The 19,158-nt window shown below is 66.3% G+C and carries 20 protein-coding genes and 1 tRNA gene; 15 read left to right on the top strand and 6 right to left on the bottom strand.

Going from position 1 to position 19,158, the window contains the following annotated elements; all coding sequences use genetic code 11:
- The first annotated feature begins 83 nt into the window (after positions 1-83).
- The 4 genes from ACQR0U_RS03700 to draG all read left to right on the top strand — a co-directional run bounded on the left by ACQR0U_RS03700 (position 84) and on the right by draG (position 3,254).
- A complete protein-coding gene (locus ACQR0U_RS03700; RefSeq protein ID WP_315752198.1) occupies positions 84-638 on the top strand; it encodes a glycine-rich domain-containing protein in 555 nt (184 codons plus the stop codon).
- Positions 639-640: 2 nt separating this feature from the next.
- Complete coding sequence (locus tag ACQR0U_RS03695) at positions 641-1,462, top strand: TIGR04222 domain-containing membrane protein (RefSeq protein WP_316169591.1); 822 nt, start codon at positions 641-643, stop codon at positions 1,460-1,462.
- A 64-nt stretch (positions 1,463-1,526) separates the two neighbouring features.
- On the top strand, positions 1,527-2,351 hold the full coding sequence (locus tag ACQR0U_RS03690; protein ID WP_316172746.1) for an NAD(+)--dinitrogen-reductase ADP-D-ribosyltransferase: 825 nt from the start codon (positions 1,527-1,529) through the stop codon (positions 2,349-2,351).
- 12 nt (positions 2,352-2,363) lie between these two features.
- Entirely contained in the window at positions 2,364-3,254 is an 891-nt protein-coding gene (gene draG / locus ACQR0U_RS03685) for an ADP-ribosyl-[dinitrogen reductase] hydrolase (RefSeq protein ID WP_316201549.1), read from the top strand.
- 87 nt (positions 3,255-3,341) lie between these two features.
- On the opposite strand, the gene hisC is transcribed toward draG, so the two are convergent.
- The 3 genes from hisC to ACQR0U_RS03670 form a co-directional block, all read right to left on the bottom strand.
- A complete protein-coding gene (gene hisC / locus ACQR0U_RS03680) occupies positions 3,342-4,409 on the bottom strand; it encodes a histidinol-phosphate transaminase (RefSeq protein WP_316172748.1) in 1,068 nt (355 codons plus the stop codon).
- A gap of 93 nt (positions 4,410-4,502) precedes the next feature.
- A tRNA-Arg gene (locus ACQR0U_RS03675) sits at positions 4,503-4,579 on the bottom strand.
- A 271-nt stretch (positions 4,580-4,850) separates the two neighbouring features.
- Positions 4,851-6,326, bottom strand: a complete 1,476-nt coding sequence (locus ACQR0U_RS03670; RefSeq protein ID WP_315715364.1) for a sensor histidine kinase — start codon at positions 6,324-6,326, stop codon at positions 4,851-4,853.
- Between the two features lie 513 nt (positions 6,327-6,839).
- Between ACQR0U_RS03670 and rpmH the strand changes: the two genes are divergently transcribed.
- The 11 genes from rpmH (at position 6,840) to dapE (ending at position 16,489) form a co-directional block, all read left to right on the top strand.
- A complete protein-coding gene (gene rpmH / locus ACQR0U_RS03665; protein WP_006609582.1) occupies positions 6,840-6,974 on the top strand; it encodes a 50S ribosomal protein L34 in 135 nt (44 codons plus the stop codon).
- Positions 6,975-7,005: 31 nt separating this feature from the next.
- A complete protein-coding gene (gene rnpA / locus ACQR0U_RS03660; protein ID WP_315715363.1) occupies positions 7,006-7,416 on the top strand; it encodes a ribonuclease P protein component in 411 nt (136 codons plus the stop codon).
- Positions 7,417-7,438: 22 nt separating this feature from the next.
- Complete coding sequence (gene yidC, locus ACQR0U_RS03655) at positions 7,439-9,304, top strand: membrane protein insertase YidC (protein WP_315715362.1); 1,866 nt, start codon at positions 7,439-7,441, stop codon at positions 9,302-9,304.
- Positions 9,305-9,449: 145 nt separating this feature from the next.
- Positions 9,450-10,109 carry a ribosome biogenesis GTP-binding protein YihA/YsxC gene (gene yihA / locus ACQR0U_RS03650; protein WP_315715361.1) on the top strand — a complete coding sequence of 220 codons (660 nt, stop codon included), beginning with the start codon at positions 9,450-9,452 and terminating at the stop codon, positions 10,107-10,109.
- Positions 10,106-10,477 carry a DUF423 domain-containing protein gene (locus ACQR0U_RS03645; RefSeq protein WP_434842614.1) on the top strand — a complete coding sequence of 124 codons (372 nt, stop codon included), beginning with the start codon at positions 10,106-10,108 and terminating at the stop codon, positions 10,475-10,477. The genes yihA and ACQR0U_RS03645 overlap by 4 nt, the downstream gene beginning before the upstream one ends.
- 75 nt (positions 10,478-10,552) lie before the next feature.
- Positions 10,553-11,449, top strand: coding sequence for an acetylglutamate kinase (argB, locus tag ACQR0U_RS03640; protein ID WP_012047096.1), 897 nt, complete (start codon positions 10,553-10,555; stop codon positions 11,447-11,449).
- A 110-nt stretch (positions 11,450-11,559) separates the two neighbouring features.
- On the top strand, positions 11,560-12,624 hold the full coding sequence (locus ACQR0U_RS03635) for a DUF1036 domain-containing protein (RefSeq protein ID WP_434842613.1): 1,065 nt from the start codon (positions 11,560-11,562) through the stop codon (positions 12,622-12,624).
- Between the two features lie 220 nt (positions 12,625-12,844).
- A complete protein-coding gene (locus ACQR0U_RS03630; RefSeq protein ID WP_316193320.1) occupies positions 12,845-13,537 on the top strand; it encodes a pyrimidine 5'-nucleotidase in 693 nt (230 codons plus the stop codon).
- Between the two features lie 215 nt (positions 13,538-13,752).
- Positions 13,753-14,598: a 2,3,4,5-tetrahydropyridine-2,6-dicarboxylate N-succinyltransferase gene (gene dapD / locus ACQR0U_RS03625; RefSeq protein WP_015669883.1), complete on the top strand. Its 846-nt coding sequence runs from the start codon at positions 13,753-13,755 to the stop codon at positions 14,596-14,598.
- A 68-nt stretch (positions 14,599-14,666) separates the two neighbouring features.
- Positions 14,667-15,317 (top strand): DUF805 domain-containing protein, encoded by a 651-nt coding sequence (locus tag ACQR0U_RS03620; RefSeq protein WP_434842612.1) that lies wholly within the window; start codon positions 14,667-14,669, stop codon positions 15,315-15,317.
- A gap of 17 nt (positions 15,318-15,334) precedes the next feature.
- Positions 15,335-16,489: a succinyl-diaminopimelate desuccinylase gene (gene dapE / locus ACQR0U_RS03615; RefSeq protein ID WP_315825868.1), complete on the top strand. Its 1,155-nt coding sequence runs from the start codon at positions 15,335-15,337 to the stop codon at positions 16,487-16,489.
- 83 nt (positions 16,490-16,572) lie between these two features.
- Here the strand turns inward: dapE and truA are convergent, their stop codons facing one another.
- The 3 genes from truA to def form a co-directional block, all read right to left on the bottom strand.
- Positions 16,573-17,310: a tRNA pseudouridine(38-40) synthase TruA gene (gene truA / locus ACQR0U_RS03610; RefSeq protein WP_315752208.1), complete on the bottom strand. Its 738-nt coding sequence runs from the start codon at positions 17,308-17,310 to the stop codon at positions 16,573-16,575.
- Between the two features lie 120 nt (positions 17,311-17,430).
- Entirely contained in the window at positions 17,431-18,366 is a 936-nt protein-coding gene (fmt, locus tag ACQR0U_RS03605; RefSeq protein WP_434872083.1) for a methionyl-tRNA formyltransferase, read from the bottom strand.
- 141 nt (positions 18,367-18,507) lie between these two features.
- Positions 18,508-19,035, bottom strand: a complete 528-nt coding sequence (gene def, locus ACQR0U_RS03600) for a peptide deformylase (RefSeq protein ID WP_315715353.1) — start codon at positions 19,033-19,035, stop codon at positions 18,508-18,510.
- Positions 19,036-19,158 lie beyond the last annotated feature (123 nt).

Below are 19,158 nucleotides of genomic sequence, written 5' to 3'. Positions count from 1 at the left end.
ACCTGCCGGCGACGCCTGCCCCCGTGGAACTCGGCGCGCATCTATGCTAAGGTGCTGCCGTGCACGATCTCCGGGAGCCTTCGGTGCGACGCGCGCAGGTCAAGGTCGATGTCCAGGCCGACGAGCCGGACTGGGCACCTGCGCGACAGGACTTATGGCAGCGCATTGCCGCGCATGATTTCGAGCCGGATACGCCGTTCAACTTCACCCAGCGGTTGGCGCGCGACCATGGCTGGAGCCTCGATGAGGCCCGGGCCGCGATCGAGGCCTATCGCCGCTTCTGCTTTCTCGCGATGGTTTCGCCGACGCCGGTGACGCCCAGCGAGGTGGTTGACGAGGTCTGGCACCAGCATCTGATCTATTCGCGCGACTATTGGGTGATCTGGTGCGGCGAACGGCTCCAGGCCCCGCTGCATCATGATCCGACGCCCGGCGGACCGCAGGCGCAGATGACCTACCGCCGGCAATATGCCGAGACGCTGGCACTGCATGAACGCTTCTTCGGTCCGCCCAGCCCCGATCTGTGGCCTGCGACACACATCCGCTTCGCCGGACCGCGCTATCACGTCACCGACCTCACCCATTGGCTCATTCTGCCCCGGCCCCGCGCATGGCTGCGGCGGCTGTTCAGGAGATGAATATGGCGCTCAATCCGTTCGACTGGACGGCCGGCCCATTCCTACTCGTCTACATCGTTCTCGGCGCCATCATTTTCCTCAAGGCCTTCGCTCTACGCGGCACGATCGGCCCGGCCGCGGCCAAGCCCCAGCCGCCTTTGAACGAGCTCGAGCTGGCCTATCTCGCCGGCGGCGCGCCACGTTTCGGCGATACCGTGCTGCTCGGCTTCGCTGCGAACGGCGCAGCAACCTTCACCGCCCGCGATCACAAGATAACAGTGACTGATCAGACGTCGCTGGCGGCGCTGATGGACCGTCCGCCGCGGCTTGCATTCCGCCCGGAGATGACACGGCAGGAATTCCAGCAGGCGCTTGCGCCGCTTGCGGCGCGCATTCAGGCGCGGCTGGAGGCTCTCGGCTATGCACCGACCGACAGCCAGATGGTGGCATTCCGCAAGACCGTGTTGCCATTCGTCGGCGCGCTCATCCTGTTCGGACTGATCAAGGTCCTCGTCGGCGCTTCGCGGCAACACGACGTAGGCTTTCTAATACTACTACTCGGTCTTACGGCGCTGGGCGCGGCGATGATCGCAAAGGCGCCCTCCCGCACATACGCCGGCAACGAGGTGCTGCGGAGCTATCAGGCGACGCATGCGCGCGCAGCCCGCGCCCCGCGCGAGCATGAATTGCTACTGGCCGTCGCACTGACCGGCGCGGCGGTGCTGTCCGGCACCGCCTACGCTTCGGTGCTGGCAACATCCAAGGCGCTGAGCAGCAGTGGCGGTGGTTGCGGCGGTGGCGGTTGCGGAGGTGGTGGTGGAGGCGGCTGCGGCGGTTGCAGCTGACAATCAATCGCTCTTCGCCGGTGTCACCGCCGTAGACTTTCCTGTTCGCATCCGACGCGGCATCATGCGCGTCATGAACGACGAAGCACGGCGCGGCATCGGCCATTCGACCAATCTCGTGGGACGTCCCTCGGAATGGCTGGCGAGCTGCGCCTTCAACGACAGCGCGGCGCCGCTGCACATCTGGGGCGTCACCGAGATGAACCCCAGCCTGTTCACGATGCTCGCGCAGGCGGAGCATCTCAACGAGGCCGGCCAGGCCTTCTCGGCCTACATGATGGCGATGTTCGGCCTCGATCCCGAGCAACGCGCCGCGACGTCCGGCGGCCAGCGGCGTTTCCGCTCGTCCTTCCTGCGGCTGATCCAGGGCTGGGGCTTCGACAGCAACGGCCCGGAAGGCGCCGTGCTCAAGGGCTGGGTCGAGAGCCGGTTCGGCCTCGGTCCGTCCTACCACAAGGAGATCATCGAACGCGTGGCAAGCCGGGCCTGGACGACCTATGTCCAGGAGAAGATGTCGAGCCGCTTCCACAACAATGCGATCTGGGTGCAGCTCGATCTGCTGTTCGAATTCTGCCAATGGGCGATCCGCCGCTTCGCCTTTCCAGGCGAGACGCATCTGACGCTGCATCGCGGCGTCAATTCGTTCGACGAGCATTGGATCGTGGCGCGAACAACGCGGCGCGAGGCGGTGGTCCGGCTCAACAACCTCGTCTCGTTCTCCTCCGACCGCGACACTGCGGGCTGCTTCGGCGACATGATCCTCACCGCGCGGATTCCCGTCAGCAAGATCGTGTTCTTCAACGGCCTGCTGTCGTCACATGCGCTGAAGGGCGAAGGCGAATACCTCGTGATCGGCGGCGACTACCGCGTGAGCGTCGACTATGTGTGAGCGGATCGCAGCATGACCGCACCCGACGTCGAGGAACGCGCGCTCGCGGCCTATCTCGGCTTTGCCATCGGCGACGCGCTCGGCGCCACCGTCGAGTTCATGACCCGAGGCGAGATCGTCGCGCAATACGCCATGCATCGCGACATCATCGGCGGCGGCTGGCTCAAGCTCAGGCCGGGGGAGGTCACCGACGACACCGAGATGTCGCTGGCGCTGGGACGCTCGCTGATCCGCAAGCGCGGCTTCGACGCGCGCGACGTCTGCGAGGAGTTTGCCGCCTGGCTCCGGACCGGGCCGGCCGATGTCGGCAACACCTGCCGCCGCGGCATCCGCCGCTACGTCATGCACGGCACGGTCGAAGGCGTCTACGCCGAAGGCGACGCCGGCAATGGCGCGGCGATGCGCGTGCTGCCGGTGGCGCTCGCGACGCTCGAGGCACCGGACAACGCCGAGACCTGGACGCTGGCGCAGGCACGCGCCACGCACCATCATCCGCTGTCGGACGACGCCTGCATCGCGCTGGTGCGCATGACTCACGCCTTGCTGCTGGGGGAGGGCCAGGACGCCGTCCGCCGCGAAGCCGATGCTCTGATCGGCAAGCACCGCGCCTTCAGCTTCGTCCCCTATCCGGGGCGGAGCTCGGCCTTCGTCGTCGACACCATGCAGACCGTGCTGCACCACTATCTTGCCGCCGACTCGTTCACCGAATGCCTTGTGCAGACCGTCAACCAGGGCGGCGATGCCGACACGACGGGTGCGCTCGCGGGCATGCTGGCCGGCGCCACCCATGGGCTGGCGGCGATTCCTGCGCGCTGGCGCGACAGGCTCGACCGCGAGGTGACGGCGGACATTGAGGTGCAGGTGCCGCGGCTACTGGCGATTGCGCGCGCGACTCGGGCCTGATGTCTTGGAGCAATGGCATCCAGACGTCGCAAAGTGTGCCGGCCGTGGCGGATCGGCTCCGACCGATCGTCGTCTCAGCCACGGCCCTCAACCATTCTGCGCCAACACCTCGCGCAGCGCGTCCGTCAGCCGCGCGAGCTCCGTCTCCGAGCCGATGGTGATACGCAGATAGTCCGCGATCCGCGGGGCGGTGAAATGGCGGACGAGCACGGCGCGCTGGCGCAACGCTGCGGACAGCGCCTGGCCGGAATGGTCCGGATGCCGGGCGAAGACGAAATTGGCGCTGGACGGCAGCACCTCGAAGCCGAAAAGAACCAGCGCGGCGGTGAGGTCCGCGCGGTTCTTCATGATGACCGAGCGCGCCTGCTGGAAATGGGCGTCGTCCTCGATCGAGGCGATCGCGCCGGCCTGGGCGGGGCGGCCGAGCGGGTAGGAGTTGAAGCTGTCCTTGACCCGCGTCAGGCCTTCGATCAGCGCGGCGTCGCCGATCGCGTAGCCGACGCGGAGTCCTGCGAGCGCGCGCGATTTCGACATCGTCTGCACCACCAGCAGGTTGGGATGCTCGGAGATCAAGGGGATCGCGGTCTCGGCGCCGAAATCGACATAGGCCTCGTCGATGACGACGGCCGCGTCGCTGCGGGCAGCAACCAGCCGTGCGATCTCGGCACGCGACAGCGCAATTCCGGTCGGTGCGTTCGGATTGGCGATGATCACCGGGCCGGGACGGCCGACATAATCGTCGATACGCACGCGCATCTCGGCATCGAGCGGAACGGTCGCGTAGTCGATTCCGAGCAGCCGGCAGTAGACCGGATAGAAGCTGTAGGTCACGTCAGGGAACAGAAGCGGCGCCGGCTGCTTCAGGAGCGCCGCGAAGGCATGCGCCAGCACCTCATCCGAACCGTTGCCGACGAACACCTGCTCGGGTGAGACCTTGTGATAGACCGCGAGGGCCTCGCGCAGCCGCGTTGCCTGGGGATCGGGATAGAGGCGCAAGGTGTCGGCCGCGGCGGCCCGTATGGCCCCGATCGCCTTCGGCGAGGGCCCGAACGGACTCTCATTGGTGTTGAGCTTGACCAGGCCCGGGATCTGCGGCTGCTCGCCGGGCACATAGGGCGACAGCCGATGAACGAGCTCGGACCAGAAGCGACTCAAGATTGTTCTCCTGCGCACCCGAGATCCGCCGATCGACGCATCGATCGGAAGCGATGGACGTGCGAACTGAACGTGGTGTGGATCATCGGCAAATGGCGCGCCCGGAACGATTCGAACGTCCGACCCTCAGATTCGTAGTCTGATGCTCTATCCAGCTGAGCTACGGGCGCGTTTTTCGCATTTGACAGGCTCCGGGCCAGGGGCCGGATCCCGGAAGGCCGGAGCGGCAAACGCCGGCAGGCCTCGCGAAGGGCCCCTGACTAACGGCTCGGAGACCGCTTGGCAAGGCTGGAGCGGGACATTTTGCGACCATTTTTCCGCAGACGCGCCGGTGCGGTTCGGCATGGCCGGAGCGGACGGGCTTCGTTCCGACACGCCAGGAGTTCCGCGCTCGACGCCTGCGGCATCGCCCGCCGGAATGGCAGGTGAGGCCGATCGGGTTCAGGCGCTGGCGCGCTCGGTCCAGAAGGTCTGCAACTCGACAGGACGGTCGGGGATCGTGATTCGGAAGGTCGCCCCCAGGGTCCCTTCGACCAGTTGGATGTCGCCATCATGGGCCCGGACCAATTCGGCCGCAATCGCAAGGCCCAGCCCCGAGCCGCCCGGACGACCGGCACCGCGGAAGGCCTCGAACAGGTGCTCCCGCACCTTCGCCGGGACACCGGGACCCGTGTCCGAGACCTCCAGGATCGCCACCCCGCCTTCGCGGCGGCCGGTGATGCGGATCTGGCGCACGCCGGCGTCCGCCGCGAGGCTGTCCAGGGCCTGGGCGGCATTGCGCACCAGGTTGAGCAGCACGCGGAACAGCTGGTCGGGATCGGCATCGATCTTCAGCCCGCGCTCGATCGCCGCGATCCAGGTGATCGAGGCATCCGGCGACAGGCCGGCGGTCTCTCGCACCTCGGCGACGACGGGCTCGACCACCACCATGCGGCGGTCCGGCGCCGGCTCCTGGACCTTGCCGTAGGACAGCGTCGACTGGCAGAACGCGATGGCGCGCTCCAGCGAGCGCATCAGCTTCGGCGCGAAGCGCTGCACCCGCGGATCCGGCACGCTGGCGAGCTGATCCGACAGCAGCTGCGACGAGGCCAAGAGGTTGCGCAGATCGTGGTTGATCTTGGACACGGCGAGGCCGAGCGCGGCGAGCCGGCTCTTCTGATGCAGCATCGAGACGAGGTCGCGCTGCATGTCGGCGAGCTCGCGCTCGGCGACGCCGATCTCGTCGGAACGCTGGCTCGGCACGATGATTCGCGCCACGCTCTCCGGATTTTCGTGGAAGCCGACGAGGCTCGCGGTGAGACGCCGCATCGGCCGCACGAACAGGAAATGCAGGGCAAGATAGACCAGCGCCGCGGTCAGCACCGCCAGCAGCAGCGACACGCCGAGCAGGTTGCGCGAGAACCGGTACATCGCCTTGCGCAGCGGCTTCTCGTCGGTGACGACCTCGATGAACTGGGCTCGGCCGGGCGCCGGTCCGATCACCCGCATGGTGTGGTCGCCGGTCTCCGTCATCATCGTCAGCGAGTTCACGATCGACGACCACGCCGTCATGTCGCGCATGTCGAAGTCGTGGTCGATCGAGGCGGGCAGGTCGGCGCTCGCGAGCAGACGGCGCTGCTGGCCCATCTTGATGGCGACGCCGCGCGCGTTGATGGAGGTGAGGATCTGCCGCGCCAGCGAATCCGGCACCATGCCGGACGGCGCGGCGTCGAGCACCAGGGCAGCGGTATTTGCGGCCGCCAGGCGGTCGTTGAGCCGGTTGGTCCAGAAATTGGCGATCGCCGGCACGTAGATCAGCACCTCCGCGATCATCACCAGCGGAATGGTCAACAGCAGCAGCTTTCCAGACAAGCCGAGCCGCCGCGACCGTTTCGGTCGCAGGCGCTCCAGGATTGGCTGGTTGTCGCTCTCGGTCACGTATCGCCCTTGTAAGAGACACCCCACCCTTACGGGACCGCAAGATGGGACTGCACCGGAGTCCGGTCAAATTACGGATCGCTCATGTTCCGGTTTCCAAATCGTTCATAATGGAACCCGAAACTGCACGACCTCTGACGTCTTCAACCCCGCCGCGCCGAAGCCATTCTTGCCTTCGTCGTGTGCGCAGGGTCTTGTGCGCAGGGTCTTGCGTTCTCGTCCTGCCTCGTGTCGTTCGCGACGCTGACCCACGGCTGGTGACGAAGGTCTTGACGAGATCTCGGCGTCGTCGATCCCTGCACCGCCTATGACGTCTTGCCGCGATTGACGAAGGCAGGACGCTCCCTTATAAGCCGCGCCAACCGTCCGCGATGACCCGGCTCGCCCGGGAGCGGCTCGATTTCAGGGCCGGCAGCGGTCCATTTCGGGCCCGTAAACATCACCGGACATCAATCGACATTTCAAGCAGGCAAGTTGTCAACTGGCAAATTGCCCGTCAGCGGAGAACGACCCGTGAAGCGGACTTATCAACCCAGCAAACTGGTGCGCAAGCGCCGTCACGGCTTCCGCGCCCGTCTCGCCACCACCGGCGGCCGCAAGGTCCTTGCCGCGCGTCGCGCCCGGGGCCGCAAGCGTCTCAGCGCCTGAAGCCAGGGCGTCTGTCCCGGAGATTTCCATCATGGATCGGCTACGGCAGCGGGCGGACTTCCTCGCCGTTGCCGATGGCGTGCGGGCGAACAGCCCTGCCTTCGTCGTCCAGCGCCGGGAACGGCCGGACCGGGGCCCGGTCCGGATCGGCTTTACCGTCACCAAGAAGAATGGCACCGCCACGGAGCGTAATCGCATCCGTCGGCGGCTGCGCGAGCTTGTGAAACGGCTCGATCCCCTGTCGATGCGGCCGCACACTGACTACGTGCTGGTCGGCCGGCGGGATGCCCTGTCACGCGACTTCCAGACCATGCTCGCCGATCTCCAGGCGACGCTCCGCCGCCTCGACCGGCCGCAGGCCAAGCCGCAGCCGCGCAAGCCGTCGGATGCGGACAAGCCAAACGCTCCCGCACCGGACGCGCATTCCCGCAAACCGGATTGAACGACGAGACGATAAGAAAACGATGACCGACAATCGCAACACCATCCTCGCCGTCATTCTGTCCGGCCTCGTGCTGATCCTTTGGCAGGTCTTCTACAACGGACCGCAGATGGAGAAGCAGCGCGCGCAGGCCCAGATGCAGGCCGAGCTCGCCAAGAAGCAGGCGCCGGCAACGCAGCCTGACAGCGCCGCGCCGTCGGCCACCCCGCAGCCGGGCGCGGCCGCGACCGGCAGCCCGAGCGCGCCGGGCGGCGCCGTGACCAGCACCGGCGTGATGCCGCGCGACACCGCCATCGCCGCCACGCCGCGCGTCAAGATCGACACACCGCGGCTGACCGGCAGCATCTCACTCAAGGGCGCACGCATCGACGACCTGGCCTTCGTGCAGTACCGCGAGACGGTCGATCCGAAATCGCCGGCGATCGTGCTGTTCTCCCCGTCCAACACCGCCGAGCCCTATTACGCCGAGTTCGGCTGGGTGAACGCCGCCGGCGCCAAGGTGCAGGTGCCCGACCAGAACACCGTCTGGCAGCAGGACGGCTCGAATGCGCTGACGCCGTCGACCCCGGTGAAGCTGACCACCACCAACGGCGACGGCCTGACTTTCCAGCGCACCATCAGCGTCGACGATCACTATCTCTTCACCATCAAGGACGACGTCACCAACGCCGGCAACGCACCGGTGACGCTGTATCCCTACGGCCTGATCTCCCGCCACGGCACGCCGCACGTGTCGGGCTATTACATCCTGCACGAAGGCCTGATCGGCTATCTCGGCGAGAAGGGCCTGCAGGAGTTCACCTACAAGAAGATGGACGACGAGAAGGCGGCGAAGTTCGACGTCACCAATGGCTGGCTCGGCATCACCGACAAATATTGGGCGGCGGCGCTGTTGCCGATGACCGATGCGCGGCTGCAGGCAAACTATTCGTCGAAGCTGGTCGACAACCAGCATCGCTACCAGACCGACTATGTCGAGACCCCGCAGACAGTGCCGGCCGGCGGCTCGGCCAGCGTCTCCACCCGGCTGTTCGCCGGCGCCAAGGAGGCCGGCGTGGTCGGCATCAACTTCCCGATCGGCGGCCTCGGCGGCTACAATCAGAAGCTCGCGCTGAACCATTTCGATCTCCTGATCGACTGGGGCTGGTTCTACTTCCTGACCAAGCCGATGTTCCTGGCGCTCGACTTCTTCTTCCGCTTCTTCGGCAATTTCGGCGTCTCGATCCTGCTGGTGACGGTGCTGGTGAAGGCCCTGTTCTTCCCGCTCGCCAACAAGTCCTATGCCTCGATGGCCAAGATGAAGGCGATCCAGCCGCAGCTCCAGGCGCTGAAAGAACGCTATCCGGACGACCGGATGAAGCAGCAGCAGGAGATGATGGAGATCTACAAGAAGGAGAAGATCAACCCGGTCGCCGGCTGTCTCCCGGTCGTGCTGCAGATCCCGGTGTTCTTCTCGCTCTACAAGGTTCTCTTCGTCACGATCGAGATGCGGCACGCGCCGTTCATCAGCTGGATCAAGGATCTCTCGGCTCCGGATCCGACCAATCTGTTCACGCTGTTCGGCCTGATCCCGTTCGATCCGACGCAGCTGCCGCTGTTCGGCCATTACCTGGCGCTCGGCATCTGGCCGATCATCATGGGCATCACGATGTGGTTCCAGATGAAGCTGAACCCGACGCCGCCCGATCCGACCCAGGCGATGATCTTCAACTGGATGCCGCTGATCTTCACCTTCATGCTCGCGGGCTTCCCGGCCGGCCTCGTGATCTACTGGGCCTGGAACAACACGCTCTCGGTGCTGCAGCAGGGCTTCATCATGCGCCGCAATGGCGTGAAGGTGGAGCTGTTCGACAACATCCGCGGCACGTTCAAAAAAAAAGCGGCGTGACGAGTAAGGCGGCGTGAGCCGCTGAAGCAACCAACCATCTACCGTCATGGCCGGGCTTGTCCCGGCCATCCACGTTTTGATATCCCGCGCAATGGGCGTGGATGCCCGGGTCAAGCCCGGGCATGACGAAGAGCGAGGCCTTGTCATGACCACCAGCCACGACACCGACGAGCGCCTGATCGAAAAAGGCCGCAAGCTGTTCGCCCAATCGTGGCGCTTCACCCATGCATCTCCCTCGATCGAAAGCCTGCCGCCGATGGGGGCGATCGAGGTCGCCTTCGCCGGCCGCTCCAATGTCGGCAAGTCCAGCCTGATCAACGCGCTGACCGGCCAGAACGCGCTGGCGCGCACCTCGCATACGCCGGGCCGCACCCAGGAGCTGATCTTCTTCGAGGGGCCCGAGCATGCGCCGCTGCGGCTGGTCGACATGCCCGGCTATGGATATGCCGCCGCGGCGAAGACCAAGGTCGCGTCCTGGACCGAGCTGATCCACAAATTCCTGCTCGGCCGCGCCTCTCTCGCCCGCGTCTATGTGCTGATCGATGCCCGTCATGGGCTGAAGGAAGTCGATCAGGAGATCCTCAAGACGCTGGACCGGTCCGCCGTCAGCTATCAGCTCGTCTTGACCAAGGCCGACCAGATCAAGCCGGCTGAGCTCGCAAGCCGGATCGCCGAGACCGAGGCCGCGCTCGCCAAGCATCCGGCGGCGTTTCCTCACGTGCTGGCGACGTCGTCACGATCCGGCACCGGCATGCCGGAGCTGCGTGCCGCCATGGTGCGGCTGCTGGAAGAGCGCAGCACATGATGACGCCGTGGCGAATCCTGGTCGCAATGGCCGGGCTGATGGGCGCGGCCGGCGTCGCGCTGGCGGCCAAGGCCGCGCACGAGCCCGACGCATCGCGGCTCGCGACCGCCTCCACCATGCTGCTGTTCCACGCCTGCGCCCTGCTCGGCACCATCGCGCTGGCAGAGCGCGGCGTGGTTCATCGGCGCATCGGCCTGGTCACGGCGATCGGCTTCGTGCTCGGCCCGGCCCTATTCGCCGGCGACCTCCTGATGCGGCAGTTCACCGGCGACCGGCTGTTTCCGTTCGCGGCGCCGATCGGCGGTAGCTTGCAGATCGCGAGCTGGCTCGCACTCGCGGTCTGCGCGCTGTGGCCGCGGCGGGCGTGATCCGGCGCTTTGCGCCGCGGGCGGCAATCGGCTAGAACGCGGCGCGACGCCCCCGACAGCCGAGACCTCCCAGACATGACCGACGCGACCACCATCAGCCCGCTCGATCAGGCCCGCATCCTGTCCGAAGCGCTCCCGCACATGCAGGAGTACGACGACGAAACCATCGTCATCAAATATGGCGGCCACGCCATGGGCGACGAGGACACCGCAAAAGCGTTCGCGCGCGACATCGTGCTGCTGGAGCAGACCGCGATCAATCCTGTGGTGGTGCATGGCGGCGGCCCGCAGATCGCGACCATGCTCAAGCGCCTCGGCATCGTCTCCGAATTCGCCGCCGGCCTGCGCATCACGGACGCGGCGACGATCGAGATCGTCGAGATGGTGCTGGCGGGCTCGATCAACAAGCAGCTGGTCGGCTACATCAACGAGGCCGGCGGCAAGGCCGTCGGGCTGTGCGGCAAGGACGGCAACATGGTGCGCGCGGTCAAGGCGACCCGCACCATGGTCGATCCCGACAGTCACATCGAGAAGGTGGTCGATCTCGGCTTCGTCGGCGAGCCGGACAAGGTCGATCTGACGCTGCTGAATCAGCTGATCGGCTACGAGCTGATCCCGATCCTCGCACCGCTGGCGACCTCGAAGGAAGGCCAGACCTTCAACGTGAACGCCGATACGTTCGCCGGCGCCGTGGCCGGTGCGCTGAAGGCCAAGCGCCTCCTGCTGCTCACCGACGTACCCGGCGTGCTCGACAAGTCGAAGAAGCTGATTCCGGAATTGTCGGTGAAGGACGCACGCAAGCTGATCGCCGACGGCACCATCTCCGGCGGCATGATCCCGAAGGTCGAGACCTGCATCTACGCACTCGAGCAGGGCGTGCAGGGCGTCGTCATCCTGGACGGCAAGGTGCAGCATGCCGTGCTGCTCGAGCTGTTCACCAACCAGGGCACGGGCACGCTGATCCACAAGTGAGCACTTCCCGCCAACTCTCTCCGTCATGGCCGGGCGAAAGCGCGGAGCGCGTCTTCGCAATGCAGACAGCCCGGCCATCCACGTTGTTCGGCGAGTTCGGAGCGAGAAACATGGATGCCCGGGTCAAGCCCGGGCATGACGATGGGGAGAGAGCGGGGCGTATCAAACCCTTCCGGACTCGCGCTCCGCTCAGCCTCACTGTGATCCTTCTGGCCTTGTTCGCCTCCCTCACCCCCGCCCGCGCCGACCTCAAGCTCTGCAACCGAATGAGCTACGTCGTCGAGGCCGCAATCGGCATCGACGAGAAGGCGGCAACCGCGACCCGCGGCTGGTTCCGGCTCGATCCGGCGACCTGCCGCGTGGTGCTGCAGGGGACGATGACCGCCGACCGCATTCTCCTGCATGCACGCGCGCTCAGCCTCTACGGCGCGTCGCCGCTCGCCGAGAACGGCAACGATCAGCTGTGCGTGGCGGCGGACAATTTCGTCATCGCCGCCGCCCGCCAGTGCCGCACCGGTCAGACGCCGGCGGCGTTCACGCAGGTGACGCCGAGCAAGGCCGACGACGGCACCCTGATCGCCTATCTCGCCGAGAGCGCCGAATATGACGACGAGCAGGCGCGGCTCGCCGGCATCCAGCGGCTGCTCGGCATCGCCGGCTATGACGCCTCGCCGATCGACGGCGTCGACGGGCCGAAGACGCAAGCCGCGCTCGCGGCGTTCCTGAAAAGCCGCGGGCTGTCATCCGACGTCGTGTCGCAGCCGAATTTCTTCGCGACCATGGTGGACGCGGTGCAGACGCCCTCACCCACCGGGCTGACCTGGTGCAACGACACCCCGCACAAGGTCATGGCGGCGGTCGGCACCGACGACGGCCGCACCGTGGTCAGCCGCGGCTGGTACCGGATCGATGCCGGCAAATGCCTGCATCCGGACATCACCGGACAGCCGAAGAAGGTCTACAGCTTCGCCGAGGCGGTCGACGATGAGAACCGCACCATCAAACTGAAGAACAAGCCGCTGAACTGGGGCGGGCTGGTGCAACTCTGCACCCGCGAGAACAAGTTCGAGACATCAGAGCAGGGCGACTGCCCGAGCCGCGGCTTCACCGCCACCGGATTCACCGCCGTCGACATCACCCGCGGCGGCAAGACGCTGCGCTTCGCGCTGCCGTGATGGGCATAGCGATGTTGCCCACGTTGCCACCACACCCACAGCTGTCATCCCGGCGAACGCCGGGATCCATAACCACCGGCCGAGGTTTGGGCCATCGGCATCAGCCATCATGCCGCAAGATAGCTTCCGCGGTATGGGTCCCGGCGTTCGCCGGGACGACAGCGGAATATGCCGCCCTAGCCGGGCATGATGACCGAAGGCAGGATGGACCGACGCCCACATGACAAAATCCCCTCGCGCCTTCGATCACGTCGACACCTGGGTGTTCGACCTCGACAACACGCTGTATCCGCATCACGTCAATCTGTGGCAGCAGGTCGATGCCAGGATCGGCGAGTTCGTCTCCAACTGGCTCAAGGTCGATGCGGAGGAGGCGCGCCGCATCCAGAAGGACTACTACCGCCGCTACGGCACCACGATGCGCGGCATGATGACCGAGCATGGCGTGCACGCCGACGACTTCCTCGCCTACGTGCACAAGATCGACCACTCGCCGCTGGAGCCGAACCCGGCGATGGGCGCGGCGATCGAGAAGCTGCCGGGGCGCAAGCTGATCCTGACCAACGGCTCGGTCGGCCACGTCGACGCGGTGCTGGCGCGGCTCGGCATTGCCGCGCATTTCCACGGCGTATTCGACATCATCGCCGCCGAGTTGACGCCGAAGCCGGCGCGCGAGACCTATGACAAATTCCTCAAGCTCCATGACGTCGATCCTGCCAGGGCCACGATGTTCGAGGATCTCGCCCGCAATCTCGTCGTCCCGCACGACCTCGGCATGACGACCGTGCTGGTAGTGCCCGACGGCACCAAGGAGGTGGTGCGCGAGGACTGGGAGCTGGCGGGGCGCGACGATCCGCATGTCGATCATGTCACGGACGATCTGACCGGGTTCTTGCAGCGGCTGGTGGGGTGAAACCCGCCACGCATTGAGCTGTCATTCCGGGACGATGCGAAGCATCGAACCCGGAATGACGGAGCATGATAAGCCGCACCTCCCGCGCGGACGGCCCCCGCCACCGATGCGTCCTTGACTCTCCGGGTCCAAATCCCGAAAAAGCCGCCCTGCCCACCATGCTCGTACACGGCCGTCCCCGGCTTTCTGCCCAGGGACCAAGCGAGGATCGACCGATGTCACTGTCCGCCCTGGAATCCACCATCAACAGCGCCTTCGATGCCCGTGATGGCGTCTCGACCACGACCAAGGGCGAGGTCCGCGACGCCGTGGAGAGCGCGCTCGAGCTGCTCGACAAGGGCGAGGCCCGGGTCGCTGAGCGCGGCACTGACGGCAAGTGGAGCGTCAACCAGTGGCTCAAGAAGGCCGTGCTGCTGTCGTTCCGCCTCAACGACATGAGCGTGATCCCCGGCGGCCCCGGCCAGGCGTCGTGGTGGGACAAGGTGCCGTCGAAGTTCGAGGGCTGGGGCGAGAACCGCTTTCGCGACGCCGGCTTCCGCGCCGTGCCCGGCGCGATCGTGCGCCGCTCGGCCTTCATCGCCAGGAACGTCGTGCTGATGCCGTCCTTCGTCAATCTCGGCGCCTATGTCGACGAGGCGACCATGGTCGACACCTGGTCGACGGTCGGCTCCTGCGCCCAGATCGGCAAGCGCGTGCACATCTCCGGCGGCGTCGGCATCGGCGGCGTGCTGGAGCCGCTGCAGGCCGGCCCCGTGATCATCGAGGATGACTGCTTCATCGGCGCGCGCTCGGAGGTTGCCGAGGGCGTGGTCGTCCGCAAGGGGGCGGTGCTGTCGATGGGCGTTTTCCTGGGCGCGTCGACCAAGATCGTCGACCGAGAGACGGGCGAGGTTTTCGTCGGCGAGGTGCCGGAATATGCCGTCGTGGTGCCGGGCGCGCTGCCGGGCAAGCCGATGAAGAACGGCCAGATCGGCCCGTCCACCGCCTGCGCCGTCATCGTCAAGCGCGTCGACGAGCGCACCCGCTCCAAGACCTCGATCAACGAGCTGTTGCGCGACTGATTGAACCGCGGCTGCGGCCGCAGCAACGAATCTCCGGGCCGGCCAAGCCATCGGTCCGGAGGACGTCCATGGACTGGACCTGGTTTCTGTTTCGCTTCCACGGCCGGATCAACCGCGCCAAGCTCTGGCTGTCGTTGCTGGTGGTGCTCTGCTGGATGGTCTTTGCCGCCGCGCTGGTGGCGGGCGCGAGCAGGCTGCTGGGCGGCCCGACGGCCTTCAGCTTCAATCTGACCGACATCTTCGCGGTCCTCGACCCGGACACCTTTCGCGGCCTGACCCGCGCCGATATCGTCCCCGCCACCTTCCACGTCATCCTCACCCCCGTGTTCGTCTGGGTGTTTGCCGCAGGCGCCATCAAGCGGCTGCATGACCGCGACAGGAGCGGCTGGTGGACGGTTCCGTTCTTCGTCGTGCCCGGGCTGGTCAACCAGTACGCGGAGCGCATTCCCGGGACGGTCATTCCAGCGATCGTGGGCGGCGCTGGTGCGCTGCTCTCGCTGTGGGCCTTCATCGAATTGTACTGCCTTGCCGGCGATCCCTGGACCAATCGCTTCGGGCCCAACCCGTTGCCGAAGGTCCGATCCAGCGAACGCTCCCGCCAGCCAAGACCGCCCGCGCCCGCCTGGAACCAGCACAAGGAGCTGGAGTTCACCCCGCACGTTGCGAGCCCGCCGCGAGGGGAAGCGGCAATCGGCAGCACTAGCCCGCCGGCAAAATAGCATGTTAAGCGAAAGGCATGACCGATGCCCTCGCCATCACCCGCGACCTGATCCGCTGCCCCTCCGTGACCCCGGCCGATGCCGGCGCGCTTGGCGTGCTCGAGGCCCTGCTGAAGGACGCGGGCTTTACCACGCATCGCGTGACGTTCTCCGAAGCAGGCACCGCCGACATCGACAACCTCTATGCCCGCATCGGCACCGACGGGCCGCACATCACGTTCGCCGGCCACACCGATGTGGTGCCGCCCGGCGATGAAGCGGCGTGGAGCCTGCCGGCGTTCTCGGGCGAGGTGAAGGACGGCTACATCTATGGCCGTGGCGCCGTCGACATGAAGGGCGGCATCGCCTGCAGCGTCGCGGCTGCGCTCGACTATCTGCGCGATCACAGCGGACAGCCGAAGGGCTCGATCTCGTTCCTGATCACCGGCGACGAGGAGGACGTCTCGATCAACGGCACCATCAAGCTGTTGAAGTGGGCGGCCGAGCGCGGCGAGCGGTTCGACCATTGCGTGCTCGGCGAGCCGTCCAATCAAGAGGTCATGGGCGACTGCATCAAGATCGGCCGCCGCGGCTCGCAGTCCGGCACCTTGATCGTCGAGGGCAAGCAGGGCCACGTCGCCTACCCGCACCGCGCCTCCAACCCGGTGCCGGACATCTCGCGCCTGATCGTGGCCTTGTCGGACGAACCGCTCGACAACGGCAGCGCGCAGTTCCAGCCGTCGAATCTCGAATTCACCACCGTCGATGTCGGCAACACCGCCAGCAACGTCATTCCCGGACTGGCGCGGGCGAAGTTCAACATCCGCTACAATGACTGCCATACGCAGGAGACGCTGCGCGCGCTGGTCGAGGAGCGGCTGACGAAGGCCTGCGGCAATCGCATCCGCGCCCGCATCGACTGGCTGCCGTCGAACTCGAACGTGTTCCTGACCAAGCCCGGACCGTTCACCGACCTCGCGGTTGCTGCGATCGAGAGCGTGACGGGCCGCAAGCCGGAGCTCTCGACCACCGGCGGCACGTCGGACGCGCGCTTCATCTCGAGCTATTGCCCGGTGATCGAGTTCGGCCTGGTCGGCCAGACCATGCACCAGATCGACGAGCGCGCCTCGGTCGCCGACATCGCCACCCTGACGAAGATCTATCGCGGCATTCTCGATCGCTACTTCGCGTGACCCCCTCTCTGCGCATCATTGCGAACGCAGCGAAGGAATCCAGGACGTCTCCGCGGCAGCGATATCGAGTGGAGCGGCCGCAATTAGTAGTCGACCTTCACGAGGTAAAGCCCTTCCGGCGGCGCGACGACGCCGCAGGCGGCGCGGTTGCGCGCGGCGAGCGCGGCGGCGAGATCATCGGCGGTCCAGCGACCCTGCCCGACCCACACCAGTGAGCCGACCATCGAGCGGACCTGGCTATGCAGATAGGAGCGGGCGGAGGTGAGGATGGTGATCGCATCGCCGTCCCTCACGACGTCGAGCTGATCCAGCGTCTTCTCCGGCGATTTCGCCTGGCATTCGGTATCGCGGAACGTCGTGAAGTCGTGCTTGCCGATCAGCCGCTGCGCGGCTGCATGCATTGCATCGGAATCGAGCCGCTGCGGCACCCGCCAGACGCGGCCGACCTCCAGCGCGAGGTTGGAGCGGCGATTGACGATCCGGTAACGGTAGTGCCGCCTGCGCGCGGAGAACCGCGCTTCGAAGGTGTCGGGCATGATCTCGGCGGCGAGCACCGCGACCGGGTTCGGCCGCAGATGCGCGTTGAGCGCGTCGCGCAGCTTGTCCGGGCGGAACTCCTTGGCGATGTCGCAATGCGCAACCTGGCCGGTAGCGTGGACGCCGGCGTCGGTGCGGCCTGAGCCGTGCACACGCGTGGGCACGCCGCAGGTCGCCTGCACCGCCGCTTCGAGCGCGCCCTGCACCGACGGCAAGGTCTCCTGCAGCTGCCAGCCGCAGAACGGCGCGCCGTCATATTCGATGGTGAGCTTGTAGCGGGGCATTCGGTCTATTGCTGCCGTCATCGCCCGCGCAGGCGGGCGATCCAGTATTCGCCGACGTCTCGGCGCGACAATGCACGTCTCGGCGTACTGGATACCCCGCTTTCGCGGGGTATGACAGCGTTACGAAAAACGAGCACCGCGATTCAATGGGGTGCCGCGCAGGAAATCCGCGGCCTTCATCGGGCCCTTGCCGGCGCGCTGCAGCTCGGTGATGCGGATCGCGCCGTCGGCGCAGGCGATGGTGAGCTGGTCATCCAGAACAGTGCCGGGCGCGCCCGCGCCGCCGGCCTGCTCACAGCGCAGCATCTTCAGCCGTACCGCCTCGCCATCGAGCACGACCTCGCTCCAGGCGCCGGGAAATGGCGACAGGCCGTGGATGTGCCGCAGCACCGCATGCGCCGGCTTCGTCCAATCGATCCGCGCCTCCGCCTTCTCGATCTTGGCGGCGTAGGTGACGCCCTCCTCGGCCTGCTTCGTCAACGTCAGCCCGCCGCGCTCCAGCGCCGCCATCGCGCGCACCATCAGGTCGGCACCGATCCGCGAGAGGCGATCGTGCAGATCGGACGCCGTCATCGCGTCGGTGATGGGCAGACGCTCGGCCATCGCAACGTCGCCAGTGTCGAGACCGACATCCATCTTCATGACCATCACGCCGCTTTCAGCGTCCCCTGCCATGATGGCACGGTTGATCGGCGCGGCGCCGCGCCAGCGTGGCAGCAACGAGGCGTGGAGGTTGTAGCAGCCGAGTTTCGGTGCATCGAGAATCGCCTGCGGCAGGATCATGCCATAGGCGACGACAACGGCGACATCGGCCTCATGGGCGCGGAACGCAGCCAGCGCGTCCTCGGTCTTCAGCGTCTTCGGCGTGAGCACGGGAATGCCGAGCCGGCGCGCCTCGGTCTCGATCGGCGTCGGCACCAGCGCCAGGCCGCGGCGGCCGCCGGGCTTCGGCGCGCGCGTATAGACCGCCGCGATCTCGTGGCCGTGGCCGGCAAGTTCGAGCAGGGTCGGCACGGCGAAATCCGGCGTGCCCATGAAGATCAGGCGAAGCGGCATCTGGTGGAAGATCCTGCATTGCCGAATCCTCCGCGTCATGGCCGGGCTTGTCCCGGTCATCCACGTCGAGCTGCCTGTAACGCGCGGCTCGACGTAGATGCCCGGGTCAAGCCCGGGCATGACGGAGGAGAGAGTTGATCGTTACTCGCTGGCGCGCTTGGCGGCCTTGGCGAACTTCTTCATCACGCGGTCGCGCTTGAGCTTCGACAGATAGTCGATGAACAGCACGCCGTTGAGATGGTCGATCTCGTGCTGGATGCAGGTGGCGTAGAGCCCCTCGGCATCCTCCTCGCGAACCAGCCCGTCGAGATCGGTGAAGCGCACGCGCACGCGCGCCGGCCGCTCGACCTCCTCGTAATATTCGGGGATCGACAGGCAGCCTTCCTCGTAGACCGACAGCTCGTCCGACTTGGCAACGATCTCCGGATTGATGAAGACGCGCGGCTCGCGCTTGCCTTCGCCGTTCGCGTCGGGCTTGGCCAGATCCATGGTGATGACGCGCAGCGGCTGCGCGACCTGAATCGCTGCGAGCCCGATGCCCGGCGCGTCGTACATGGTCTGAAACATGTCGTCGACCAGCTGCCGGATCTCCGGCGTGACCTTCTCGACCGGCTTGGACACCAGCCGCAACTGCCGGTCCGGCAGAATGATGATTTCTCTTAGGGACATGGCGCGCGATTTAAGCCGCGGAACCGGCGCGGTCAATGTGATGGCTCGCAGTTAAGACTTCGCTAACCATGAATTTCAATGCCTCGTTAACCATGATTCTTAACCTGGCCTTAACCATAAATG

The organism is Bradyrhizobium sp. HKCCYLRH3097 (genome assembly GCF_051167875.1).
Taxonomy (GTDB): Bacteria; Pseudomonadota; Alphaproteobacteria; order Rhizobiales; family Xanthobacteraceae; genus Bradyrhizobium.
The sequence above is the reverse complement of the archived record's forward strand: the minus strand, read 5'-3'. Positions and strand labels throughout refer to the sequence as shown.

Excerpts from the sequence above, each read along its gene's own strand:
- yidC (WP_315715362.1), top strand. The coding sequence starts at position 7,439 with ATGACCGACAATCGCAACACCATCCTCGCCGTCATTCTGTCCGGCCTC.
- ACQR0U_RS03645 (WP_434842614.1), top strand. The coding sequence starts at position 10,106 with ATGATGACGCCGTGGCGAATCCTGGTCGCAATGGCCGGGCTGATGGGC.
- dapD (WP_015669883.1), top strand. The coding sequence starts at position 13,753 with ATGTCACTGTCCGCCCTGGAATCCACCATCAACAGCGCCTTCGATGCC.
- argB (WP_012047096.1), top strand. The coding sequence starts at position 10,553 with ATGACCGACGCGACCACCATCAGCCCGCTCGATCAGGCCCGCATCCTG.
- dapE (WP_315825868.1), top strand. The coding sequence starts at position 15,335 with ATGACCGATGCCCTCGCCATCACCCGCGACCTGATCCGCTGCCCCTCC.
- ACQR0U_RS03630 (WP_316193320.1), top strand. The coding sequence starts at position 12,845 with ATGACAAAATCCCCTCGCGCCTTCGATCACGTCGACACCTGGGTGTTC.
- fmt (WP_434872083.1), bottom strand. The coding sequence starts at position 18,366 with ATGCCGCTTCGCCTGATCTTCATGGGCACGCCGGATTTCGCCGTGCCG.
- draG (WP_316201549.1), top strand. The coding sequence starts at position 2,364 with ATGACCGCACCCGACGTCGAGGAACGCGCGCTCGCGGCCTATCTCGGC.
- rnpA (WP_315715363.1), top strand. The coding sequence starts at position 7,006 with ATGGATCGGCTACGGCAGCGGGCGGACTTCCTCGCCGTTGCCGATGGC.
- def (WP_315715353.1), bottom strand. The coding sequence starts at position 19,035 with ATGTCCCTAAGAGAAATCATCATTCTGCCGGACCGGCAGTTGCGGCTG.
- yihA (WP_315715361.1), top strand. The coding sequence starts at position 9,450 with ATGACCACCAGCCACGACACCGACGAGCGCCTGATCGAAAAAGGCCGC.
- truA (WP_315752208.1), bottom strand. The coding sequence starts at position 17,310 with ATGCCCCGCTACAAGCTCACCATCGAATATGACGGCGCGCCGTTCTGC.
- ACQR0U_RS03695 (WP_316169591.1), top strand. The coding sequence starts at position 641 with ATGGCGCTCAATCCGTTCGACTGGACGGCCGGCCCATTCCTACTCGTC.
- ACQR0U_RS03635 (WP_434842613.1), top strand. The coding sequence starts at position 11,560 with ATGGATGCCCGGGTCAAGCCCGGGCATGACGATGGGGAGAGAGCGGGG.
- ACQR0U_RS03620 (WP_434842612.1), top strand. The coding sequence starts at position 14,667 with ATGGACTGGACCTGGTTTCTGTTTCGCTTCCACGGCCGGATCAACCGC.
- ACQR0U_RS03690 (WP_316172746.1), top strand. The coding sequence starts at position 1,527 with ATGCGCGTCATGAACGACGAAGCACGGCGCGGCATCGGCCATTCGACC.